Annotated in this window: 14 protein-coding genes; 4 read left to right on the forward strand and 10 right to left on the reverse strand. The window is 73.9% G+C overall.

Going from position 1 to position 18,270, the window contains the following annotated elements:
- Positions 1 to 159: 159 nt before the first annotated feature.
- The 8 genes from ACIGFK_RS22100 to ACIGFK_RS22135 form a co-directional block, all read right to left on the reverse strand.
- On the reverse strand, positions 160 to 1,569 hold the full coding sequence (locus tag ACIGFK_RS22100) for a hypothetical protein (RefSeq protein WP_376657598.1): 1,410 nt from the start codon (positions 1,567 to 1,569) through the stop codon (positions 160 to 162).
- Between the two features lie 181 nt (positions 1,570 to 1,750).
- A complete protein-coding gene (locus ACIGFK_RS22105; protein WP_376657597.1) occupies positions 1,751 to 2,779 on the reverse strand; it encodes an N-acetylglucosamine kinase in 1,029 nt (342 codons plus the stop codon).
- Complete coding sequence (locus ACIGFK_RS22110) at positions 2,770 to 4,035, reverse strand: 6-phospho-beta-glucosidase (protein WP_376657596.1); 1,266 nt, start codon at positions 4,033 to 4,035, stop codon at positions 2,770 to 2,772. The genes ACIGFK_RS22105 and ACIGFK_RS22110 overlap by 10 nt, the downstream gene beginning before the upstream one ends.
- Positions 4,036 to 4,040: 5 nt before the next feature.
- Positions 4,041 to 4,988, reverse strand: coding sequence for a carbohydrate ABC transporter permease (locus ACIGFK_RS22115; RefSeq protein ID WP_400053227.1), 948 nt, complete (start codon positions 4,986 to 4,988; stop codon positions 4,041 to 4,043).
- A complete protein-coding gene (locus ACIGFK_RS22120) occupies positions 4,895 to 5,839 on the reverse strand; it encodes a carbohydrate ABC transporter permease (protein WP_376657594.1) in 945 nt (314 codons plus the stop codon). Before ACIGFK_RS22120 ends, ACIGFK_RS22115 begins: the two co-directional genes overlap by 94 nt.
- Positions 5,840 to 5,844: 5 nt before the next feature.
- Positions 5,845 to 7,179, reverse strand: a complete 1,335-nt coding sequence (locus ACIGFK_RS22125; RefSeq protein WP_376657593.1) for an ABC transporter substrate-binding protein — start codon at positions 7,177 to 7,179, stop codon at positions 5,845 to 5,847.
- 124 nt (positions 7,180 to 7,303) lie between these two features.
- Positions 7,304 to 8,569, reverse strand: coding sequence for an ROK family transcriptional regulator (locus ACIGFK_RS22130; protein ID WP_376657592.1), 1,266 nt, complete (start codon positions 8,567 to 8,569; stop codon positions 7,304 to 7,306).
- 141 nt (positions 8,570 to 8,710) lie between these two features.
- Positions 8,711 to 9,793, reverse strand: a complete 1,083-nt coding sequence (locus tag ACIGFK_RS22135) for a mechanosensitive ion channel family protein (RefSeq protein ID WP_376657591.1) — start codon at positions 9,791 to 9,793, stop codon at positions 8,711 to 8,713.
- 269 nt (positions 9,794 to 10,062) lie between these two features.
- Between ACIGFK_RS22135 and ACIGFK_RS22140 the strand changes: the two genes are divergently transcribed.
- Entirely contained in the window at positions 10,063 to 10,599 is a 537-nt protein-coding gene (locus tag ACIGFK_RS22140; RefSeq protein ID WP_376657590.1) for an HNH endonuclease, read from the forward strand.
- Positions 10,600 to 10,754: 155 nt separating this feature from the next.
- Here the strand turns inward: ACIGFK_RS22140 and ACIGFK_RS22145 are convergent, their stop codons facing one another.
- Positions 10,755 to 13,754: a beta-N-acetylglucosaminidase domain-containing protein gene (locus ACIGFK_RS22145; RefSeq protein ID WP_400053231.1), complete on the reverse strand. Its 3,000-nt coding sequence runs from the start codon at positions 13,752 to 13,754 to the stop codon at positions 10,755 to 10,757.
- Between the two features lie 220 nt (positions 13,755 to 13,974).
- Between ACIGFK_RS22145 and ACIGFK_RS22150 the strand changes: the two genes are divergently transcribed.
- Together ACIGFK_RS22150 and ACIGFK_RS22155 are read left to right on the forward strand one after the other, a co-directional pair.
- Positions 13,975 to 15,990, forward strand: coding sequence for a 4-alpha-glucanotransferase (locus tag ACIGFK_RS22150; protein WP_400053233.1), 2,016 nt, complete (start codon positions 13,975 to 13,977; stop codon positions 15,988 to 15,990).
- Between the two features lie 56 nt (positions 15,991 to 16,046).
- Positions 16,047 to 16,286, forward strand: coding sequence for a hypothetical protein (locus tag ACIGFK_RS22155; protein ID WP_376657587.1), 240 nt, complete (start codon positions 16,047 to 16,049; stop codon positions 16,284 to 16,286).
- Between the two features lie 106 nt (positions 16,287 to 16,392).
- On the opposite strand, the gene ACIGFK_RS22160 is transcribed toward ACIGFK_RS22155, so the two are convergent.
- On the reverse strand, positions 16,393 to 16,887 hold the full coding sequence (locus ACIGFK_RS22160; protein WP_376657586.1) for a MarR family winged helix-turn-helix transcriptional regulator: 495 nt from the start codon (positions 16,885 to 16,887) through the stop codon (positions 16,393 to 16,395).
- Between the two features lie 118 nt (positions 16,888 to 17,005).
- Here ACIGFK_RS22160 and ACIGFK_RS22165 point away from each other — a divergent pair, with 118 nt between their 5' ends.
- Complete coding sequence (locus tag ACIGFK_RS22165; protein WP_376657585.1) at positions 17,006 to 18,268, forward strand: MFS transporter; 1,263 nt, start codon at positions 17,006 to 17,008, stop codon at positions 18,266 to 18,268.
- Positions 18,269 to 18,270: the final 2 nt, after the last annotated feature.

Raw genomic sequence — 18,270 nt, forward strand, 5'->3', positions numbered from 1 at the left:
CGGCCGCGCCGGAGTGCCCGCCCGCGCCGCCGGGACCGTCGGGGCTGCCCGCGCCCTCCGGACCGGACCGGCCCGCGGCAGCGCCGGCGCCCAGGGGGCCGCGGGGGGTGCGGCCCTCGAAGCCCTCGGAAACCCGCCTCGCTCGTATCCGCATCGCGCTCACCTGTACTCCGAAAGCCTGCGCCCGATACCGAGCAGCGCCGCCGCCGCGCCGACGACCGCCAGGGCCGCCGAGCCCGTCACCAGACCGCCCAGCGCACCCAGCCCGTCCCGGGCCGCCCGGGTGAACTCCTGCTGTTCGTGGGCCACCGCCTGCTCCAGGGAGGCGTCCACCGTGTCGAACGCGGCCCCGCTGGTGTCCTTGTGCTGCGCGTCCCCCACGACCTGGGTCAGCGCGGCCTCGAAGTCACCCTTCAAGTCCGCCTCCCGGGCCGCCGCGTGCCGCTGCTGCCACTGCTTCACGCCGTCCGCCGCCCGGCCCACCGGCTCCCGCCCGGCCTCGTCGTCGGCGAGCCGCAGCGCGGTCGCCAGCCCGGCGTCCAGCTGCTTCATGTTGGAGGTGAACTCCACGTCGTACTTGTCGGACTTCTTGTCCTCGGCCAGTACGGCGCCCCGCGCGACCAGCGTCAGGTTCTCCCCGGCCCGCGCCTGGAGGGAGGCGATGCGCGCGTCGTTCAGCACCTTCAGCGACTCCTGCCCTTCCGCCCGGGCCGAGCTCAGGTCCGACCGTGCCACCGTGTGCCCCACGGCCAGCCACAGCAGGACCACCACCGACGCGGCCGTCGCGGCCAGCAGCCCGTGGTTGAAGACCCGGTTCGTACGACGGTAGTTGCGCCGCTGCGCCCACACCAGTGCGCCGAGCGCGACGAGGCCCAGTCCGAGCGAGACCAGCGGCCAGGCCCGGGCCTCGTCGTAGTCCGTGTACAGCCGGCCCGTCTCCGACTCGTACAGCCGCTGCGCCGCGGGCAGCAGCTGCGTGGTCATCTGCTCGTTGGCGTAGCGGAGATAGGCGCCGCCCAGCGGCATGCCCTGCCGGTTGGTGGCCCGGGCCTGCTCTATCAGCCCGGTGTAGCGCGGCAGCTGCTCGCTCAGCAGGGCGATCTGGGCGCGGGAGTCCTCGTTGCCGCCGGTGTTGGCGGCCGCGTTGACCAGCAGCTTGGAGGCGTTGGCGATGTCCTTCTCGTAGCGCTGGCGGACCTCGCGCGGTTCCTGCGCACCCAGCAGGAAGCCGCTGGAGGAGGTCGTGTCGGCGTCCGCGAGGGAGCGGTAGATGCTCGCCGCGTCCGCGCTCAGCGGCTGGCTGCGGCCCACGACGTCGTCGGCGGCGGTGGACCGGGCGGAGATCTCCCACACGCTGACCGCGCCGAACAGGAGGACCAGGGCCGCCAGGACGGCGCCGATGATCCGAAGCCGTCCCGGCTCGGTCGTCGCCGCCTCACGCAGCCGCTCCACGCCCTCGGCCCAGGCGGTACCCCGCCCCGGCGGCCCGCCCGGCGGCGGTCCCGACGGACCGGCGGGCGGTACGGAGACACCGCCTCCGGGCGCGGGCGCGCGTGATGTGATCGCCACCGTGACCTCCCCCTCGGTCCTGTCCACTGTCCGGAGCAGTATGGCGTCAGTGCCGGCCGACCACACCACCCGGTGCTCGTTCCCGGACGATCCGACCCCCCGACCCGCCCCGCCACCCCTTCCCCGTCAATACGCTCGCGGGACCGCCACGGTTCCAGACCTGCCCCCTCCACGGGCAGGTTCACCCGAATCGGGCACCGGACCGCGCATCGAGCGGGACACCGAACTGCGCACGCAGATGCGCGTACGCCGGGGGCGGGGCGGCGAGGGCGTCCAGCCCCAGGAGGGCGGCGCCCAGCACCGGCGGCGCCGTGATCACGTGCATCCTGGCGAGCGGGGCCCGTTCCGCGAGGCCCCGCGCGACGCGGTCGTTCAGCTGCGGGTACCGGGCCGTCAGCACCCCGCCGCCCAGGACCACCGGGACCGCGCGGCCGAGGAGTTCCAGGCGGTGCAGCGCCACCGTCGCCATCGCCACGACCTCGTCCGCCTGCCGGTGCACCAGCGCGCCCGCCACCGGGTCCCCGGCGGCCGCGACCGCGAACAGCACCGGGACCAGTTCGTGCCGCCGCCCGCCCGGGATCCGGCCCAGGTGCAGCGCCTCGATCAGCCCGTACATCGAGCTGTGCCCGAAGTGCGCGGGCAGCGCCCGGGCCAGCTCCGTCGGCTCGCCCCGCCCGTCCTCGGCGCGGGCCGCGAACCACAGGGCCTCCTCGGCCAGTCCGCCCCCGCCGCCCCAGTCGCCGGAGATCCGGCCGAGCGCGGGGAAGCGCGCGGTGCGCCCGTCCGGGGTCATCCCGACGCAGTTCACCCCGGCCCCGCACACCACCGCGACCCCGCACGGCTCCTCCACGCCGGCCCGCAGGATCGCGAAGGTGTCGTTGCGCACCTCGGTGGCCGCGCCCCAGCCGCGGGCGCCGATCGCCTCCGTGAGCTGCTGCTCCTCCACCGCCAGGTCCGCGTTGGCCAGGCAGGCCGACACCTGCGCGGCGTACGGCGCTCCGGGCCGCGCCGCGGGCAGCCCCGCGGCCGCGGCGGCCGCCGCGACGGCCTGCCCGAGGACGTCCACGGCGGGCTCGACGCCGGAGCGCGGAGGCTGGAAGCCCCCGGAGCGGCCGGTGCCGAGCACCGTGCCGTCGGCGGCGATCAGTGCCGCGTCCGTCTTGCTGTTGCCCGCGTCGATCGCCAGTACGGAAGGGAGGGTCAGGCCCACGCCAGGTGCTCCTTGTTGTGCGCGAGGAGGCGGTCGGTGAGCCCCTCGGCCAGGTCGAACTGCCCCACCAGCGGATGTGCGAGCAGGGCCTTGAAGACCCGCTCGCGACCGCCGCGCAGGGCCGCGTCGAGCGCGAGGTCCTCGTACGCCGTCACGTGCGAGACCAGTCCGGCGTACAGCGGTTCCAGCCGGGGCACGGGCAGCGGCACCGGGCCGGAGGCGCCGACACGGGCCTGGACCTCGATCACCGCGTCGTCGGGGAGGAACGGCAGGGTGCCGTTGTTGAGGGTGTTGACCACCTGGACCGGCGAACCCCCGTCGCCCAGCAGGGCGGCCGCCAGGTCCACGGCCGCCTCCGAGTAGAAGGCCCCGCCCCGCTCGGCCAGCAGCGCCGGCTTCTCGTCCAGGGCGGGATCCGCGTACAGGCCGAGCAGCTCCTGCTCCATCGCGGCCACCTTCGCGGCCCGTGAGGGCCCCGTGCCCAGTTCCCGGACGACCTCGTCGTGGGCGTAGAAGTAGCGCAGGTAGTACGAGGGCACCACGCCGAGCCGGTCCAGCACCGCACGCGGCAGGTGCAGCTGGGCGGCGATCGACTCCCCGTGCTCGGCGAGCAGCCGGGGCAGCAGGTCCTCCCCGTCGGGCCCGCCGAGGCGCACGCCCCGTTCCCAGGTCAGGTGGTTGAGGCCGACGTGGTCGAGGTGGACGTCGGCCGGGGCCACGTCCAGCAGGGCGGCGAACCTCCGCTGGAAGCCGATGGCCACGTTGCACAGCCCGACCGCCCTGTGCCCGGCGGCGAGCAGGGCCCGGGTGACGATCCCGACCGGGTTCGTGAAGTCGACGATCCAGGCGCCGGGGTTGGCGCGGCGGACCCGCTCGGCGATGTCGAGGACCACCGGCACGGTGCGCAGCGCCTTGGCGAGCCCGCCCGCCCCCGTGGTCTCCTGCCCGACGCATCCGCACTCCAGCGGCCAGGTCTCGTCCTGGAGCCGGGCGGCCTGTCCGCCGACGCGCAGCTGGAGCAGGACCGCGTCGGCGCCGTCGACGCCCGCGTCGAGGTCGGCGGTGGTGGTGACCCGGGCCGGATGGTCCTGCCTGGCGAAGATCCGCCGGGCGAGGGCGCCGATCAGCTCCAGCCTTTCGGTGGCGGGGTCGATCAGCACGAGCTCGGCGACGGGCAGGGTGTCGCGCAGCCGCGCGAAGCCGTCGATCAGCTCGGGGGTGTAGGTGGAACCGCCGCCCACCACTGCGAGTTTCATCGGTGTCAGCCTTTCACTCCGGTCAGGGTGACGCCTTCGACGAACGCCTTCTGGGCGAAGAAGAAGAGGACGATCACCGGGGCCATGACCAGCACGGTCGCGGCCATGGTCAGGTTCCAGTTGGTGTGGTGGGCGCCCTTGAAGGACTCCAGTCCGTAACTGAGCGTCCAGGCTGCCGGGTTGTCCGAGGCGTAGATCTGCGGGCCGAAGTAGTCGTTCCAGGCGCAGAAGAACTGGAACAGGGCGACCGCCGCGATCCCAGGCTTCGCCATCGGCAGGACCACGCGCAGCAGGGTGCGCACCTCCCCGCAGCCGTCGACGCGGGCCGCGTCCAGGTACTCGTCCGGGATGGTCAGCAGGAACTGGCGGAGCAGGAAGATGGAGAACGCGTCGCCGAAGGCCATCGGGACGATGAGCGGCCACAGGGTGCCGGACAGGTCGAGCTGCTTCGCCCAGAAGAGGTACATCGGGATGACCACCACCTGCGGCGGCAGCATCATCATCGAGATCACGAGCAGCAGCGCGAGCCGTCGCCCGCGGAAGCGGAACTTGGCGAGCGCGTAGGCGACGGGCACCGAGGAGACCACGGTCAGCAGGGTGCCGAGGCCCGCGTACAGCAGGGTGTTGCGCCACCAGGTCAGGAAGCCGGGGGTGTGCCACACCGTGGCGTAGTTGCCCCACTCCCAGGTGTCCGGCCACAGGTCGCGGGTGAGGGCCTGCCGGTCGGCCATCAGGGAGGTGAGCAGCAGGAAGACGAAGGGGAGGACGAAGAACAGGGCGGCGGCCACGCCCAGCGAGTGCACTCCGACCCAGTGCAGGACGGCCCTGCGGTTGCGCGCGCCCACGGCGCCGGTCGCGCTCACGCGTCCGCTCCGACCAGTCCGCCACGGCGGCGCATCAGGAGCGCGGTGAAGGCCATCGAGAGGGCGAAGAGGACCAGGGCGATGACGCATGCGGAACCGTAGTCGAAGCGCTGGAACCCGGCGTTGTAGACGAGCTGGGGGAGGGTCAGGGTGGACTTGTCGGGGTAGCCCGGCTCGAACTGCTGGCCCGAGCCGCCGATCACCCCGGCCGCGACCTTCCCCGCCACCAGCGGCTGCGTGTAGTACTGCATGGCCTGGATGACCCCGGTGACCACGGCGAACAGGATGATCGGCGAGATGTTCGGCAGGGTGATGTGGCGCAGCCGCGCCCAGGCCCCGGCGCCGTCGAGCTCGGCGGCCTCGTACTGCTCCTTCGGTACGTCGAGCAGCGCGGCCATGAAGATGACCATCAGGTCGCCGACCCCCCAGAGTGCGAGCACGGTCAGGGCGGGCTTGGACCAGTCGGCGTCGGTGAACCAGCCGGGCGTGGGCAGGCCGGCCGCGTCGAGGAGGGTGTTGGCGGGGCCGGTGCCGGGGTTGAGGAGGAAGACGAAGGCGAGGGTCGCGGCGACGGGCGGGGCCAGGTAGGGCAGGTAGAAGAGGGTCCGGAAGACCCCCGCCCCCGTCTTGATCTTCGTGATGAGCAGGCCGACCCCGAAGCCGAAGGCGACCCGGCAGGAGACCATCACCACGACCAGCCAGAGGGTGTTGCGCATCGCCGGCCAGAACAGCGGATAGTCCGAGAAGACGTAGGTCCAGTTGTCCAGCCCGTTGAAGACGGGCGGCCGGAAGCCGTCGTACCGGGTGAAGGAGAAGTACACGGTGGACAGCAGCGGGTAGGCGAAGAAGAGGCCGAAGCCGATCAGCCAGGGCGACATGAAGGCCGCGGTGCGCAGCGCGGAGCGGCGGTGCTTGGACCGCAGCGGGTTCGTGGTGGCCATCGGGGCTACTTGGCCTTCGCGATGTCCGTGTCGATCTGCTGGTCGGTCTTCGCGAGCCCGGCCGGGATGTCGGCGACGTCGCCCTTCTCCACCGCGTAGGCGAAGTCCTGGAGGGTCAGCTGGTAGGTGCCACCGTCGGCCTGGGCCGGGGTGGTGTTCGACTTCGCGTGCCGCGCGATGTCGATGAAGGTCTTGAACTCCGGGGTCACCTGGAGGTCCGGGGACTCCAGGGCCGCCAGCGTGGAGGGGATGTTGTGGATGGCGTTGGCGAAGGCCACCACCGCCTCGGTGTCGGTGGTCATGTACTTGACCAGTTCCCAGGCGGCGTTCTGCTTCTTGCTGCCCCCGGCGATGCCCATGATCGTGCCCGACAGGTAGCCCTTGCCGTAGTCGCCGAGCCGGTCGTCGGGCACGGGCAGCGGAGCGGTGCCGACCTCGAACTTCACCCCGGCCTCCTTGGCCATCGCGGCCCGCCATTCGCCGTCGACCTGCATGGCGACCTGGCCCGTGTGGAAGGGGTGCTCGGCACTCCACTCGTCGCCGAAGGTGCTGCGGAAGCGCTCCAGCTTCTCGTAGCCGCCGAGCTTCGCCACCAGGTCCTTCTGCGCGGTCAGCATCTGCGCGAAGGCCGGGTCCTTGGCCAGGCTGGACTTGCCGTCGGCGCCGAAGTACGTCGGGCTCCACTGGGCCGCCAGCCGCATGGGGGTGGTCTCGTAGCCGTGGAAGGTGGGCATCAGCCCGACCTGCTCGTACGAATCACCCTTCGGCTTCGTCAGCTTCTGCGCGACCTCCGTGAACTGGCTCCACGTCTTGGGGGGTTCGGTGATGCCGGCGTCCGCGAAGGCGGTCTTGTTGTAGACGAGGCCGTACGCGTCGTTCAGCAGCGGCAGCGTGCACTGGTTGCCGTTGAACTGGGTGTACTCCAGCAGGGTCTTGGGGAAGACCTTGGCCTTGTCGATCCCGGACTTGGCGAGGAAGGGGTTCAGGTCGGCGAAGGCGCGGGAGTTGCAGAACTTGCCGACGCTGTCGGTGGTGAAGGAGGAGACCACGTCGGGGGCCTGGTCGCCGCCGGCGCGCAGCGCCTGGTTGATCTTGTCGTCGGTCATGTTGCCGGTGACCTGGACCTTGATGTTCGGGTGCGCCTTCGTGAAGCGGGCGATGTTCTCCTCGATCGCCTTGACCTCGCCCGGCGCGGACCAGCCGTGCCAGAAGTTCAGGGTGACCTGCGCCTTCGGGTCGTCGTCGGCGGCGTTCGAGCCGCCGCCCGTACAGCCGGCGGCGAGGACGGATATCGCGGCGAGGAGGACGGTCGCGGTGACCGGGCGTCCGGTTCTGGGCATGGCGGGGCTCACTCTCTGCGGGAGGAACTTCCGATGGGGGGTGCCGGTGGGGTGCGCGCGGGGGCGGGACGTGGGGGCGTGGCGCGTGCGGATGCGGGCCGCGGACGCGGCTTCGGGTGCGGGATCAGCGGGAGGTGTCGAAGACCTCGTCGCGGGTGGTTGCCAGCGCGGTCTCCAGGGCGCCGCGCAGTACCGGCCCTTCGGCCACCTCGCCGGAGACCAGGCGGGGGCGGGAGGGGGCCAGTTCGGCGAGCTCGGCCTCCAGGAGCTCCCGCAGCGGGTCGCCGCCGGCGGCGATCACGGCCCCGGAGAGGACCACGATCTCGGGGTCGAGGACGGCCACGAGCGAGGCGAGGCCGGTGGCCAGCAGGGTGGCGTACGTCTGGAGGAAGCGCAGGTACGGCCCTTCGGGCGTGGCGGCGGCCCGGGCGAGCAGGGCGACGGCGGCACCGACCTCGGCACTGTGGGGCCCGCCGGAACCACCCTGGGGTGCGGCCCCGGCTCCTGGCGCGGGCACGGTCTCGGGTGCGGAGGCGGCCGCGGCCTCCACGCCCAGTTCGGCGGCGAGTCCGGGCACCACCTGTGCGCCGGCCAGCTCCTGGTAGCCGCCGGTGTTGGCGCGGGCCGGCTGCCGGACCAGGGGGTGGCCCGGCACGGGCAGGAAGCCCACCTCGCCCGCGCCGCCGGTCCAGCCGCGGTGCAGCCGGCCGCCGAGCACGAGGGCGGCGCCGAGGCCCTCCTCGTTCCACAGCAGGACGAAGTCCTCGTGGCCGCGGGCCGCGCCGAGGCGCTGCTCGGCGACGGCGGCGAGGTTGACGTCGTTCTCGTACTCGACGGGCATCGGCAGGGCGGCGGCCAGCTCGTCGAGGAGCGTGGGGGAGTGCCAGCCGGGGAGGTGGCCGGCGTAGCGCAGCCGGCCGGTCTGCGGGTCGAAGGCGCCCGGGGTGGCGATGACCACCCGGCGCAGGTCGGAGTGGTGCAGTCCGGCGGCCTTCACGGCCTCGCCGAGGGCCGCGGTCACCTGCTCGACGGCGCCCGCGCCCTCGGTGTACGGCACTTCGTGCGTGCCGACGACGGTGCCGGTGAGGTCGGCGACGGCCGCGAGCGCCCGGCCCGGGGTGACGTCCAGTCCGCCGACGTACGCGGCCCGGGGGTTGACGGCGTACAGCTGGGCACTGGGGCCGGGGCGGCCGCCGTCCGTGCCGGTGGCCACGACGAGTCCGGCGGCCTCGAGGCGGGCCAGCAGCTGCGAGGCGGTGGGCTTGGACAGCCCGGTCAGGCTGCCGATCCGGGTGCGGGAGAGCGGCCCGTGCGCCAGCAGGAGCTCGAGGGCGGCCCGGTCGTTCATGGCGCGCAGCAGGCTGGGGGTACCGGGCGTGGCGGCGGGCATGGCGCGTTCTCTCTCTCGCCGGAGCAGACAGGACGGACTGCGAGGAACTGTTAGGTAAGTTTCCTATCACCGTTCGGGCCCTGTCAATGCCGCTGCCCCGCAGGATCGGCCTGCGGGGCAGCGGGGGAGGCGTGCTCCGGGCTACTTCGTGATCTTCGGGCCGCCGGGCGCGGGGATCGGGGCGGTGGCCAGGGACTGCGGGGAGGCCGGGTTCGCCAGGGCCGAGGGGGCGGCGACGGCGGCCGACGGGTCCGCCGGGGCCTCCTCCTCTTCGGCGGGTGCGGCCGCACCGCCGATGATCCGGATGCCCGCGGCGTCGAAGGCCTCCTTGATCCGCCAGCGGAGCTCCCGCTCCACCGCGAACTGCTTGCCGGGCATCGTCTTCGCCGACACCTTCACCGTCATCGAGGCGAGCAGCACCTCGTCCAGGCCCAGCACCTCCACCGGACCCCACAGGCGCTCGTCCCACGGGGACTCCTTCGCCAGGGTGTCGGCGACCTCCTGGACCACCTCGCGGATCCGGGTCAGGTTCTCCGTCGGCTTGACCTGGACGTCCACGCCCGCGGTCGCCCAGCCCTGGCTGAGGTTGCCGATCCGCTTGATCTCGCCGTTGCGCACGTACCAGATCTCGCCGTTGTCCCCGCGCAGCTTGGTGACCCGCAGGCCGACCTCGATGACCTCGCCCGAGGCCACCCCGGCATCGATCTTGTCGCCGACGCCGTACTGGTCCTCCATGATCATGAAGACGCCGGACAGGAAGTCGGTCACCAGGTTGCGGGCGCCGAAACCGATCGCCACACCGGCCACACCGGCACTCGCCAGCAGCGGCGCCAGGTCGATCTTCAGGGCGGCCAGCACCATCAGCGCGGCCGTGCCGAGGATCAGGAACGACGCGACCGAGCGCAGGACCGAACCGATGGCCTCCGAGCGCTGCCGACGGCGCTCGGCATTGACCAGCAGCCCGCCCAGGGCGGTGCCCTCGACGGCCTCGGCGCTGGTGTTCATCCGGTTTATGAGCTTGGTCAGCGCCTTGCGGACCACCGAGCGCAGTGCGGCCGCGATCACGACGATCAGCAGGATCCGCAGGCCGATGCTCAGCCAGGTGGCCCAGTTCTGTTCGATGAAGCTCGCGGCCTCGGTGACGCTCTCCTGCGCCTCCTTGACCGAGGCGGGCGCGTCCGGAACGTCCGCTGCCAGCGGCAGCAGAGCGGCGGGCCAGGGCACGACGGGAACCTCCAGGTATAGCGGTCTGCCCGGAGGGGTTGTGCGGGCAGACCAACCACACTAACGGGGCAATCCCTTCAACGTGTTTGCCGAGGGGCTTCCTGTTCGAGGGAGAGACCAGACTCACCTGGGCAGGAAGGAGGTGTGGTTGAAAACACCCCGGACCCGTTACGGGCGCGTGGTGGCGCTTCGACCAGCCATAAGGAGAGACTGGAGAGCAGATCGTCCCGGCGCGAGCCACGCGCCGCCGGCGTACAAGGAGGCAGTCCGTGCCGCACGTCCTGGTCCTCAACGCGTCGTACGAGCCCCTCGGCGTCGTACCGCTCCGCCGCGCGCTCGTCCTCGTCCTGGAGAACAAGGCCGTCTCCCTGGAGGAATCCGGCGCCTATCTGCACAGCGCGACAAGGGTCGTCCCCGCGCCCAGCGTGGTCCGGCTCAAGCGCTTCGTACGGGTCCCCTACCGGGGGCCCGTTCCACTCACCCGGCGAGCGCTGTTCGCGCGCGACGGGGGGCGCTGCATGTACTGCGGGGCCGTGGCCACCAGCGTCGACCACGTCATCCCGCGCAGCCGGGGCGGCCAGCACGTATGGGACAACGTCGTCGCCGCGTGCCGCCGCTGCAACCACGTCAAGGCCGACCGCCACCTGGTCGACCTCGGCTGGCGCCTGCGCCACCAGCCGGCGCCGCCGTCGGGGCTGGCCTGGCGCATCATCGGCACGGGGCACCGGGATCCGCGGTGGATGCCGTACCTCCAGCCGTACGGGGCAGAGGACGCGCTGGAACGCATCGGGGTCGCGGTGTCGTAGCCCCGCCGTGCCGGCCCCCCGGGGCTTCGCCGGCGGGGCTGGAATCGGCCGGCGTCAGCCCGCACGTCCGCGCTGCCCGCAGGGCAGTTCCAGCCCCTCCGGCGTTTGAGGAGCGGGGGTTCGGGGGGCGGCGCCCCCGACAACGGCGCCGCAGGCTACGGCGTGACCGCGTAGGCCTCCGCGGACCAGAGGCTGCACCCGAAGCGCGTCGCGCGGTGCTCGCACGTGACCCGGACGAAGCGGGAGCCAGGGGCGTCCACGCGGACCGTCTCGCGGCCGCCGCGGGAGGCGGGGACGGTGGCGGCCGGGCGCCACGTCGTCCCGTCCGCGGAGGTCTCCACCCGGTACGCCGACGGGTACGCCTCCTGCCAGCGCAGCTCCAGGCGGCCGATCCGGGCCGGGGAGCGCAGTTCGGCCTGCCACCACGCGCCGTCCACCGCGGGCGAGGACCAGCGGGTGTTCGGGTAGCCGTCGACCGCCGCCGACGCCGGGAAGTCCGGGGTCTCGTCCCCCGAGGAACTCGCCCGCGCCGTGCGCAGCAGGTCCGGGCCGCCCGTACGGGCCACCGCACGCACCGTCAGGGTGCGGGTCTCCCCGCCGAAGGAGACCGGGACGGCATAGGTGCCCGGCGGCGTCGCCGGGGCGACGCTGACCTCCAGCGGGATCGACACCTGCCCGCCCCGCGGGGCCACCACGTTCCCCGGCACCCGGACCGAGACGCCCGCCGGCGCGTTCACCACCAGCGGCCCCCGGACCTCGCCGGCGCCCAGCGCGGTGAGCCGGGCGGTGGCCCGCTGGGAGGCGCCGCCGATCTCCGCGTCGGCCGCCGCGCCGTCCGTCAGCTCGAAACGGGCCTGCGGGCCGTCACCGAGCCACGGCACCACCTGGTGCACCGCGGGCGCGGCACCCGCACCCGCCCAGGAGAGCCGCACCGCGTCCGCCCGCACCCCGCCCGTGTCCGCCTGGGTCCAGCCCGACGCGGCTGCGTCGGCCACCTTGCGCCAGCCCTCGCCGGGCACCTCGACCTCCACCACCGCGCCCCGCACGCCCGCCGGGAGCGGGTCCGTCATCACCGTCACCGCCGAGACCGGGCGCGGCGAGTCCAGCCGCACCGTCCAGCTGTTCGCGTCCTTCGTCACGGTGCCCGTCTTGCGCGCGGCGCCCGTCCACGCGTCCGCCTCCGCGGCGGCCTGCGTCAGGAAGGGATCCAGTACCGCCTTGTCGACCCGCACCGTGCCCGGCTCCGCCAGCGCCTTCCGGGCCCCCGCCAACGCCTGGGAGGCCTTCCACGCGGCCGTCCCGTCGCCCCGGGCCTGGGCCTGGAGGACGTCGAGCGCCAGCTCTCCCGCCGTCCCGTAGCGCGCCAGCCGGTCCAGCCAGGGCCCCGCCTCGGCCGACAGCGACGGCAGCCGTGCGGGCGCCTCCCGCAGCACCGTGAATGCCTTGCGCAGTTCGGCCCCGGCCGCCGGGTCGCCCGCCGCGCGGGCCTTCCAGAACTGCTCGACCAGCGGCTTCAGATACGCCGACTCCTCCAGCTTCAGGCCCGAGGACGCGGTGTTCCCGGCCAGCGCCGCCACCGCCTCCCGCGCCCGCGCGTCGGGGCCCGCCAGGTCGCGCACCGCCGCCGCCCAGGACTCCCCGGCGCGGTAACCCCGCGGGTTCCACGCGAAGTCGGCCGCCGTGAAGAGCGGGATCCGCGACAGGGTGCCCTGCGGCATCGCGTTGGCCAGCAGTGCCGCCGAGCCGCCCGCCACGGCGGGCTCGCGGCCCGCGTAGGGGCCGAGGAAGATCCGGGCCGGATCCCAGTCGTTGACCGGGTAGTTGTCCATGGTGACCAGCGGGTGGCCCATCGTGGAGCGCGCCCCGGCCACCTCCTTGCCGGTGATCGTGCGGGGCACCACGCCCACGCCCGTCCAGGCCACCTCGACCCGCGGGTCCAGCGCCGCGGCCAGGGCCTTGCGGTAGGTGGTGGAGCCCTGCTGGTGGTACTCCGTCGGCAGCAGCGACAGCGCGGCCGTCCCGCGGTCCTTCCGGGACAGGTGCGCCGCCAGTTCGCCCGCGACCTCCGCGTGCGCCTTCGCTGCCGCCGCGGGTCCCCTTCCGTACTTCTCGCGGTCCTCCCGGCAGCCCCATTCGGAGTAGCTGACGTCCTGGAACTGCACCTGGAAGGCGCGGAAGCCCAGCTCCCACATCGCGTCCAGCTTGTGGGCCAGGGCTGCCCGGTCGGCCGCCGAGGACAGGCACATGGACTGGCCGGGAGAGACCGCCCAGCCCAGTACGACCCGGTTGGCGCGGGCCTTCTCCGCGAGTGCGCGGAACTCCTCCTGCCGCTCCGCCGGGTACTCCTGCCGCCAGGCCGTCGTCCGGTAGGGGTCGTCGCCGGGCGCGATCAGCAGCCGGTTCTGCTTGGTGCGGCCCATGAACTCGACCTGCGCGAGGCGCTGTTCCCCGGTCCACGGCTCCCCGTAGAAGCCCTCGGTGATCCCGCGCACGGGCGCCGCCGGCCAGTCCCGCACCAGCACCCCGGGCGCCTTCCCGGCGCCCGCCGCCAGCAGTTGACGCAGCGTCTGCGCCGCGTGGAACAGCCCGTCCTCGCCGACGCCGGCCAGCGCGACCGTGTCCCGGCCGCCGGGCCGTCCCACCGCCAGCCGGTAGCCGCCGTCCGGCAGGTCGCCGGGCTCGGCCGCACCCAGCGCCCGCAGCGCCTCCTGGGCGTCCGGGCCCTGGAGGCGTACGACGGTGCCCTGCGCGGGCAGCGGGGCCCCGGGGGCGGCTTCGCGCACGGTGCGGACGCCCGCCGCACGCAGGGCCTCCCGCACGACCCGGACCGCCTCGGGGTCCGCGTCGGCCGGGGCCACCAGCACGGCCTCCGCGCCCAGGGGCACCTCGCGCGCCGGATCGGCCGTCATCGCCTGCGGCCGGGGCCATACGGCGGGGCCCTCGGCGGCGGTGCGCGGGGGGTTGGCGGCGGGGTCGAGGACGAGCTCGGCGGAAGCGCCCGCGCCCGCGACGGCGGCCGGTTCGCGGTCCGCTCCGGACGGACCGGATGCCATCGTGAACAGGCCGACCGGCGCGGAGCCCACGGCCCCGCCCAGCAGTGACCCGATCACCGCCACTGCGGCGGCAGCCGTCCGCTTCCTGCCCCTGAGCTGCACAGAGCCTCCTCGCCCCGAGACGTCCCCCGCCCGTACGGATGAGCCCGAGCCCACCACCCGTGCGGCTGGAGTGTCAATGCGGACGGGTGATCTGACCGGGATACGCCAGGAATGCGATGCCCCGTACTGGGTAGGGCTGCTGTGTTCGCGGCCGTGTCCCAGGGTGCCGCCCCGGTGTTGACCGGGCGCCGACCCACCCTCAGCACAAAGGAGTGCGCCCATGGACGACCTGGCCCGGCTCGCGGCCCTGCACGGCGTGGCCACCGCCTACCAGCCGGCCGCGGACGTCACCGTCCCGGTACCGCCGGCCACGGTCGCCGCCGTACTCGGGATGCTCGGGGTGTGCACCGACACCCCCGAGGACGTCTCGGCGGGTCTGGACTCCGCCGAACGGCGGCAGCGGGAGCGGCTGTTGCCGCAGACGCTGGTGTGGTGGGAGGGCGAGCCGCCGCCGGCGGAGCTCGCCGCGCTGCCGGCCGGGACGAAGGTCCGCCTGGAACCGGAGCCGGCGGAACCGGGGGCGCCCGGCGGGTGTCCGGCGCCTGCGGAGCGGGCCGCACGGCCCCGGTGCGTCGAATGGTCCGGCGGATCCGTGCCCGGAGAGGTGCCCCTGGGGGTTCACCGGCTCGCCGTCGCCGTGCCGGACGGGCGCACGGGCGAGGCCACCCTCATCGTGGCCCCGGAGCGGGCGCCCGCCGCGCCCGAGCGGGCGCACGGGGTGCTCGTCCAGCTGTACTCGCTGCTCTCCGAGCGCTCCTGGGGCATGGGCGACCTCGGCGACCTCGCCGAACTCGCCCGCTGGGCCGGCCGCACCCACGGCGCCGGGTTCATCCAGGTCAACCCGCTGCACGCGGCCGTGCCCGGCACCCCGACCGACCCGTCCCCGTACCGGCCCTCCTCGCGCCGCTTCCCGGACCCGGTCCACCTGCGGATCGAGGACGTCCCGGAGTACGCCGGGTGCCCGGAGCAGGAGGCCCTCGCCGAACTCGCCGCGCGGGGTGCGCAGCTGCGCCGCGCGGTGCTGGAGAAGGGGGAGCTGATCGACCGGGACGCCGTCTGGGAACTCAAGCGCGCCGCCCTGGAGTTGCTGTACGCCGTCCCGCGGACGCCCGAGCGCGAGGCCGCGTACCGGGCCTTCTGTGCGGAGCAGGGGGCTCCGCTGGACGTCCACGCCGCCTGGTGCGCCGGCCATGTGGGCGACGGGAAGGCCGACTTCCACCGCTGGCTCGTCTGGCTGACCGACACCCAGCTCGCCGCGGCGCAGCGGGTGGCCCGGGAGTCGGGGATGGCCGTCGGCATCGTGCACGACCTCGCCGTCGGCGTGCACCCCGAGGGCTCGGACGCCCGTACCGGCTCCTTCCACGCCCGGGGCGCCTCCGCCGGCGCCCCGCCCGACGCCTTCAACGCGCGCGGGCAGGACTGGGGGCTGCCGCCCTGGCGGCCGGACCGGCTGGCCGACACCGGCTACGCCCCCTTCCGGTCCCTGCTGCGCTCGGTGTTCCGCTACGCCGGCGCCCTGCGCATCGACCACGTCATGGGCCTGTTCCGGCTCTGGTGGATCCCGGAGGGGACCCCGCCCGCCGAGGGCGCGTACGTCGCGTACGACGGCGAGGCCATGCTGGCGGTCCTGGTCCTGGAGGCCCACCGGGCCGGGGCCCTGGTCATCGGCGAGGACCTCGGGACGGTCGAGCCGCGGGTCCGCCGGGCGCTGGCCCGGCGCGGGGTGCTCGGCACCTCGGTGCTCTGGTTCGAGCGGGACTGGGACGGGGGCGGCAAGCCGCTCGCGCCGCAGGACTGGCGGGCCGACTGCCTGGCCACCGTCACCACCCACGATCTGCCGCCCACGGCCGCCAAGCTCGCCGGGACCCACGTGGAACTGCGCGCCCGCCTCGGCCTGCTGGCGTCCCCGGTCGAACGGGAGCGGGCCGAGGACGCCGCCGACACCGCGGAGTGGCTGGAACTGCTCGGCGGGCTGGGTCTGGACACCGTGGGCGAGGAGGCCGCCGTACGGGCCCTGTACGCCTTCCTGCTGCGCACCCCGGCCCGGCTGGTCGGCGTGTGGCTGCCGGACGCGGTGGGGGACCGGCGGCCGCAGAACCTGCCGGGCACGTGGGACCAGTACCCCAATTGGCGGCTGCCGGTCGCCGACGCCGACGGACGGCCCCTGACCTTGGAGGAACTGGCTGCCTCGCCCCGCGCGAACGCCCTGCTGAGGGCCCTGCGGAAGGGGGCCTGACCCCGTACGGCACCCCCGGGCGCGCGGGCCGTCGGGGCGTTCGCTAGTTTGGCACCGTGGACAAGAAGAACGCTCTGCGCGCCGGCGCCGTCACGGCCGGAACCGCGCTGATGATGCTGCTGATGACGTCTCCCGCCCTCGCGCTCACCCGCGACGACGGCGACGACCCGGGCGCGGGTCTGAGCGTCGGCGAGACGCTCGGCCTGTACGTGGCCCTGCCGATCGTGCTGTTCCTGGTCATCGCCGGTCTGGTGATGGTCCTCGACAAGTCGGACAAGCCGCAGAAGCAGGCCTGAACGGGCTGACCCCGTAGGGGCAGCACCACATACTTCCCGGGCGCCGGGGGTCCGCACCACCGATTCGTTTCGGCCGTGCGACGACCCCCGGCGCCTCGTCGTGTCCTCACATGCCGGCAAGCAGCTTGCGGAGCAGCCCGCTGAGCACGGCGGCCTCGTCCTCGGTCAGCCCGGTGAGCGCGGCGCGCTGCACCTCGAGGCCGGCGGTGACCGCCTCGTCGATGAGCGCGAGCCCGCGGTCGGTGATCGTCACCTGGAGTCCGCGCCGGTCGTGCGGATCGGGCTTGCGGCAGAGCAGTCCGGCCTTCTCCAGCTTGTCCAGACGCCCCGTCATGCCACCCGTGGTGAGCATCAGCGTCGCCGACAGCTGCCGCGGCGAGAGCGTGTACGGCTCGCCCGAGCGGCGCAGGGTGGCGACCACGTCGAACTCGCCGCGTGAGATCCCGAAGCGGGCGTAGGTCCGTTCCATCTCGTCCCCCATGGCCCGGGCGATCCGGTAGATGCGTCCGAAGACTTCCATGGGGTCGGTGTTCAGGTCCGGGCGCACCACGTGCCACTGGGCGGCGATGGCGTCGACGGCGTCCTTGTTGGCCTCGGTCATGGGCGCAGTATCCAGCCTTCCGGAAGTCGATCGCAAGAAAGTTGCTTGACGGAAAGTAGCTTAGGAGTAAGCTACTTTCCATCGACCTACTTTGACCGGCCAACTGCGGGGGAAGCACATGGAAACGAGAGTCGCGGGAGAGCGGGCCATGCTCGCCGGTGTCGGCATCAGCGCGGTCGGGATCGGCATGTACATCCCGTTCTCGCTCGTCTTCTTCCACCACGTCACCGGGCTCTCCTTCACCCTCGTCGGCCTGGTCATGACCATCACGGGCGTCGCCGGACTGGCCTTCATGCCGCTCGCCGGGACGGCCGTCGACCGGTTCGGCGCCAAGAAGGTCAACCTGGTGCTGTACGGGATGCGGGCGGCCGGCTTCGCGCTCTACCCCTTCGCGAGCTCGCCGGCCGCCTTCGCCGCGGTCACCCTCGTCACCGCCCTCGCCGACCGCTCCTTCTCGGTCGTCCAGCAGTCCCTGATCGGGGAGGTGGCGCGCGGCTCCGCCCGCGACCGGCTCCAGGCCTCGATCCGGGCGCTGCAGAACGCCGGCATGGGCGCGGGCGCCCTGCTCGTCTCCGGGGTCCTCGCGCTGTGGGGGACCGGCGGATTCACCTACACCGCCTGGGGCAACGCGCTGGCCTTCACCCTCGCCGGACTGCTCGTCTCCCGGGTCCGCCCGGTGCACGCCGCCGGGACCGGCTCCGCGAAGCGCGAGTCCGCCGGCTACCGGATGGTCCTGCGCGACCGGCCCTTCCTCGGGCTGACCGCCGCCAACTTCCTCACCGCGCTCGGCTACTCCGCCCTCTCGGTCCTCTTCCCGCTCTACCTGACCACCTGGCTGACGGCGCCCGACTCCCTCACCGGAGCCGCCTTCACCCTCAACACCGCCCTGTGCGCCGGGGCCGGCGTGCTGATCGCGAGCCGGGTCCGCCGCTCCGGCGCCCGCCGCACCCGCTCGGCCGCCCTCGGGTCGCTGCTCTTCGCCGCCGCCTTCGTCGGGCAGATCGTGCTCGGCACCGTCCGCCCCGGGCAGACCGCCACCCTGGTCGCCCTGATGGTCATCGTGGTCGTCTACACCCTCGGCGAGCTGGTGCACAGCCCCTCCGGCGGCGCCCTGTCGGTCTCCGCCGCCCCCGAACCCGTCCGCGGCCGCTACCTGGCCACCTACCAGCTGTCCTACTCGCTGGCCACGGCGCTCGCCCCCTCCCTCTTCACCGCCCTGCTCGCCGTCGACGGCCGCCTGCCCTGGGCCGTCCTCACCGTCAGCGCGCTCGGCGCCGCCCTGGCGCTGGTCCGGCTGGAGCCGCACCTGCCCGCCGAGGCCGTGCACGCCGAGCCGCCGGCGCCGGCCGCCCCCCGCACCTCGGTGCCGGCCGCGGCCTGAGC

The organism is Streptomyces sp. NPDC085524, assembly GCF_044541755.1.
Taxonomy (GTDB): domain Bacteria; phylum Actinomycetota; class Actinomycetes; order Streptomycetales; family Streptomycetaceae; genus Streptomyces.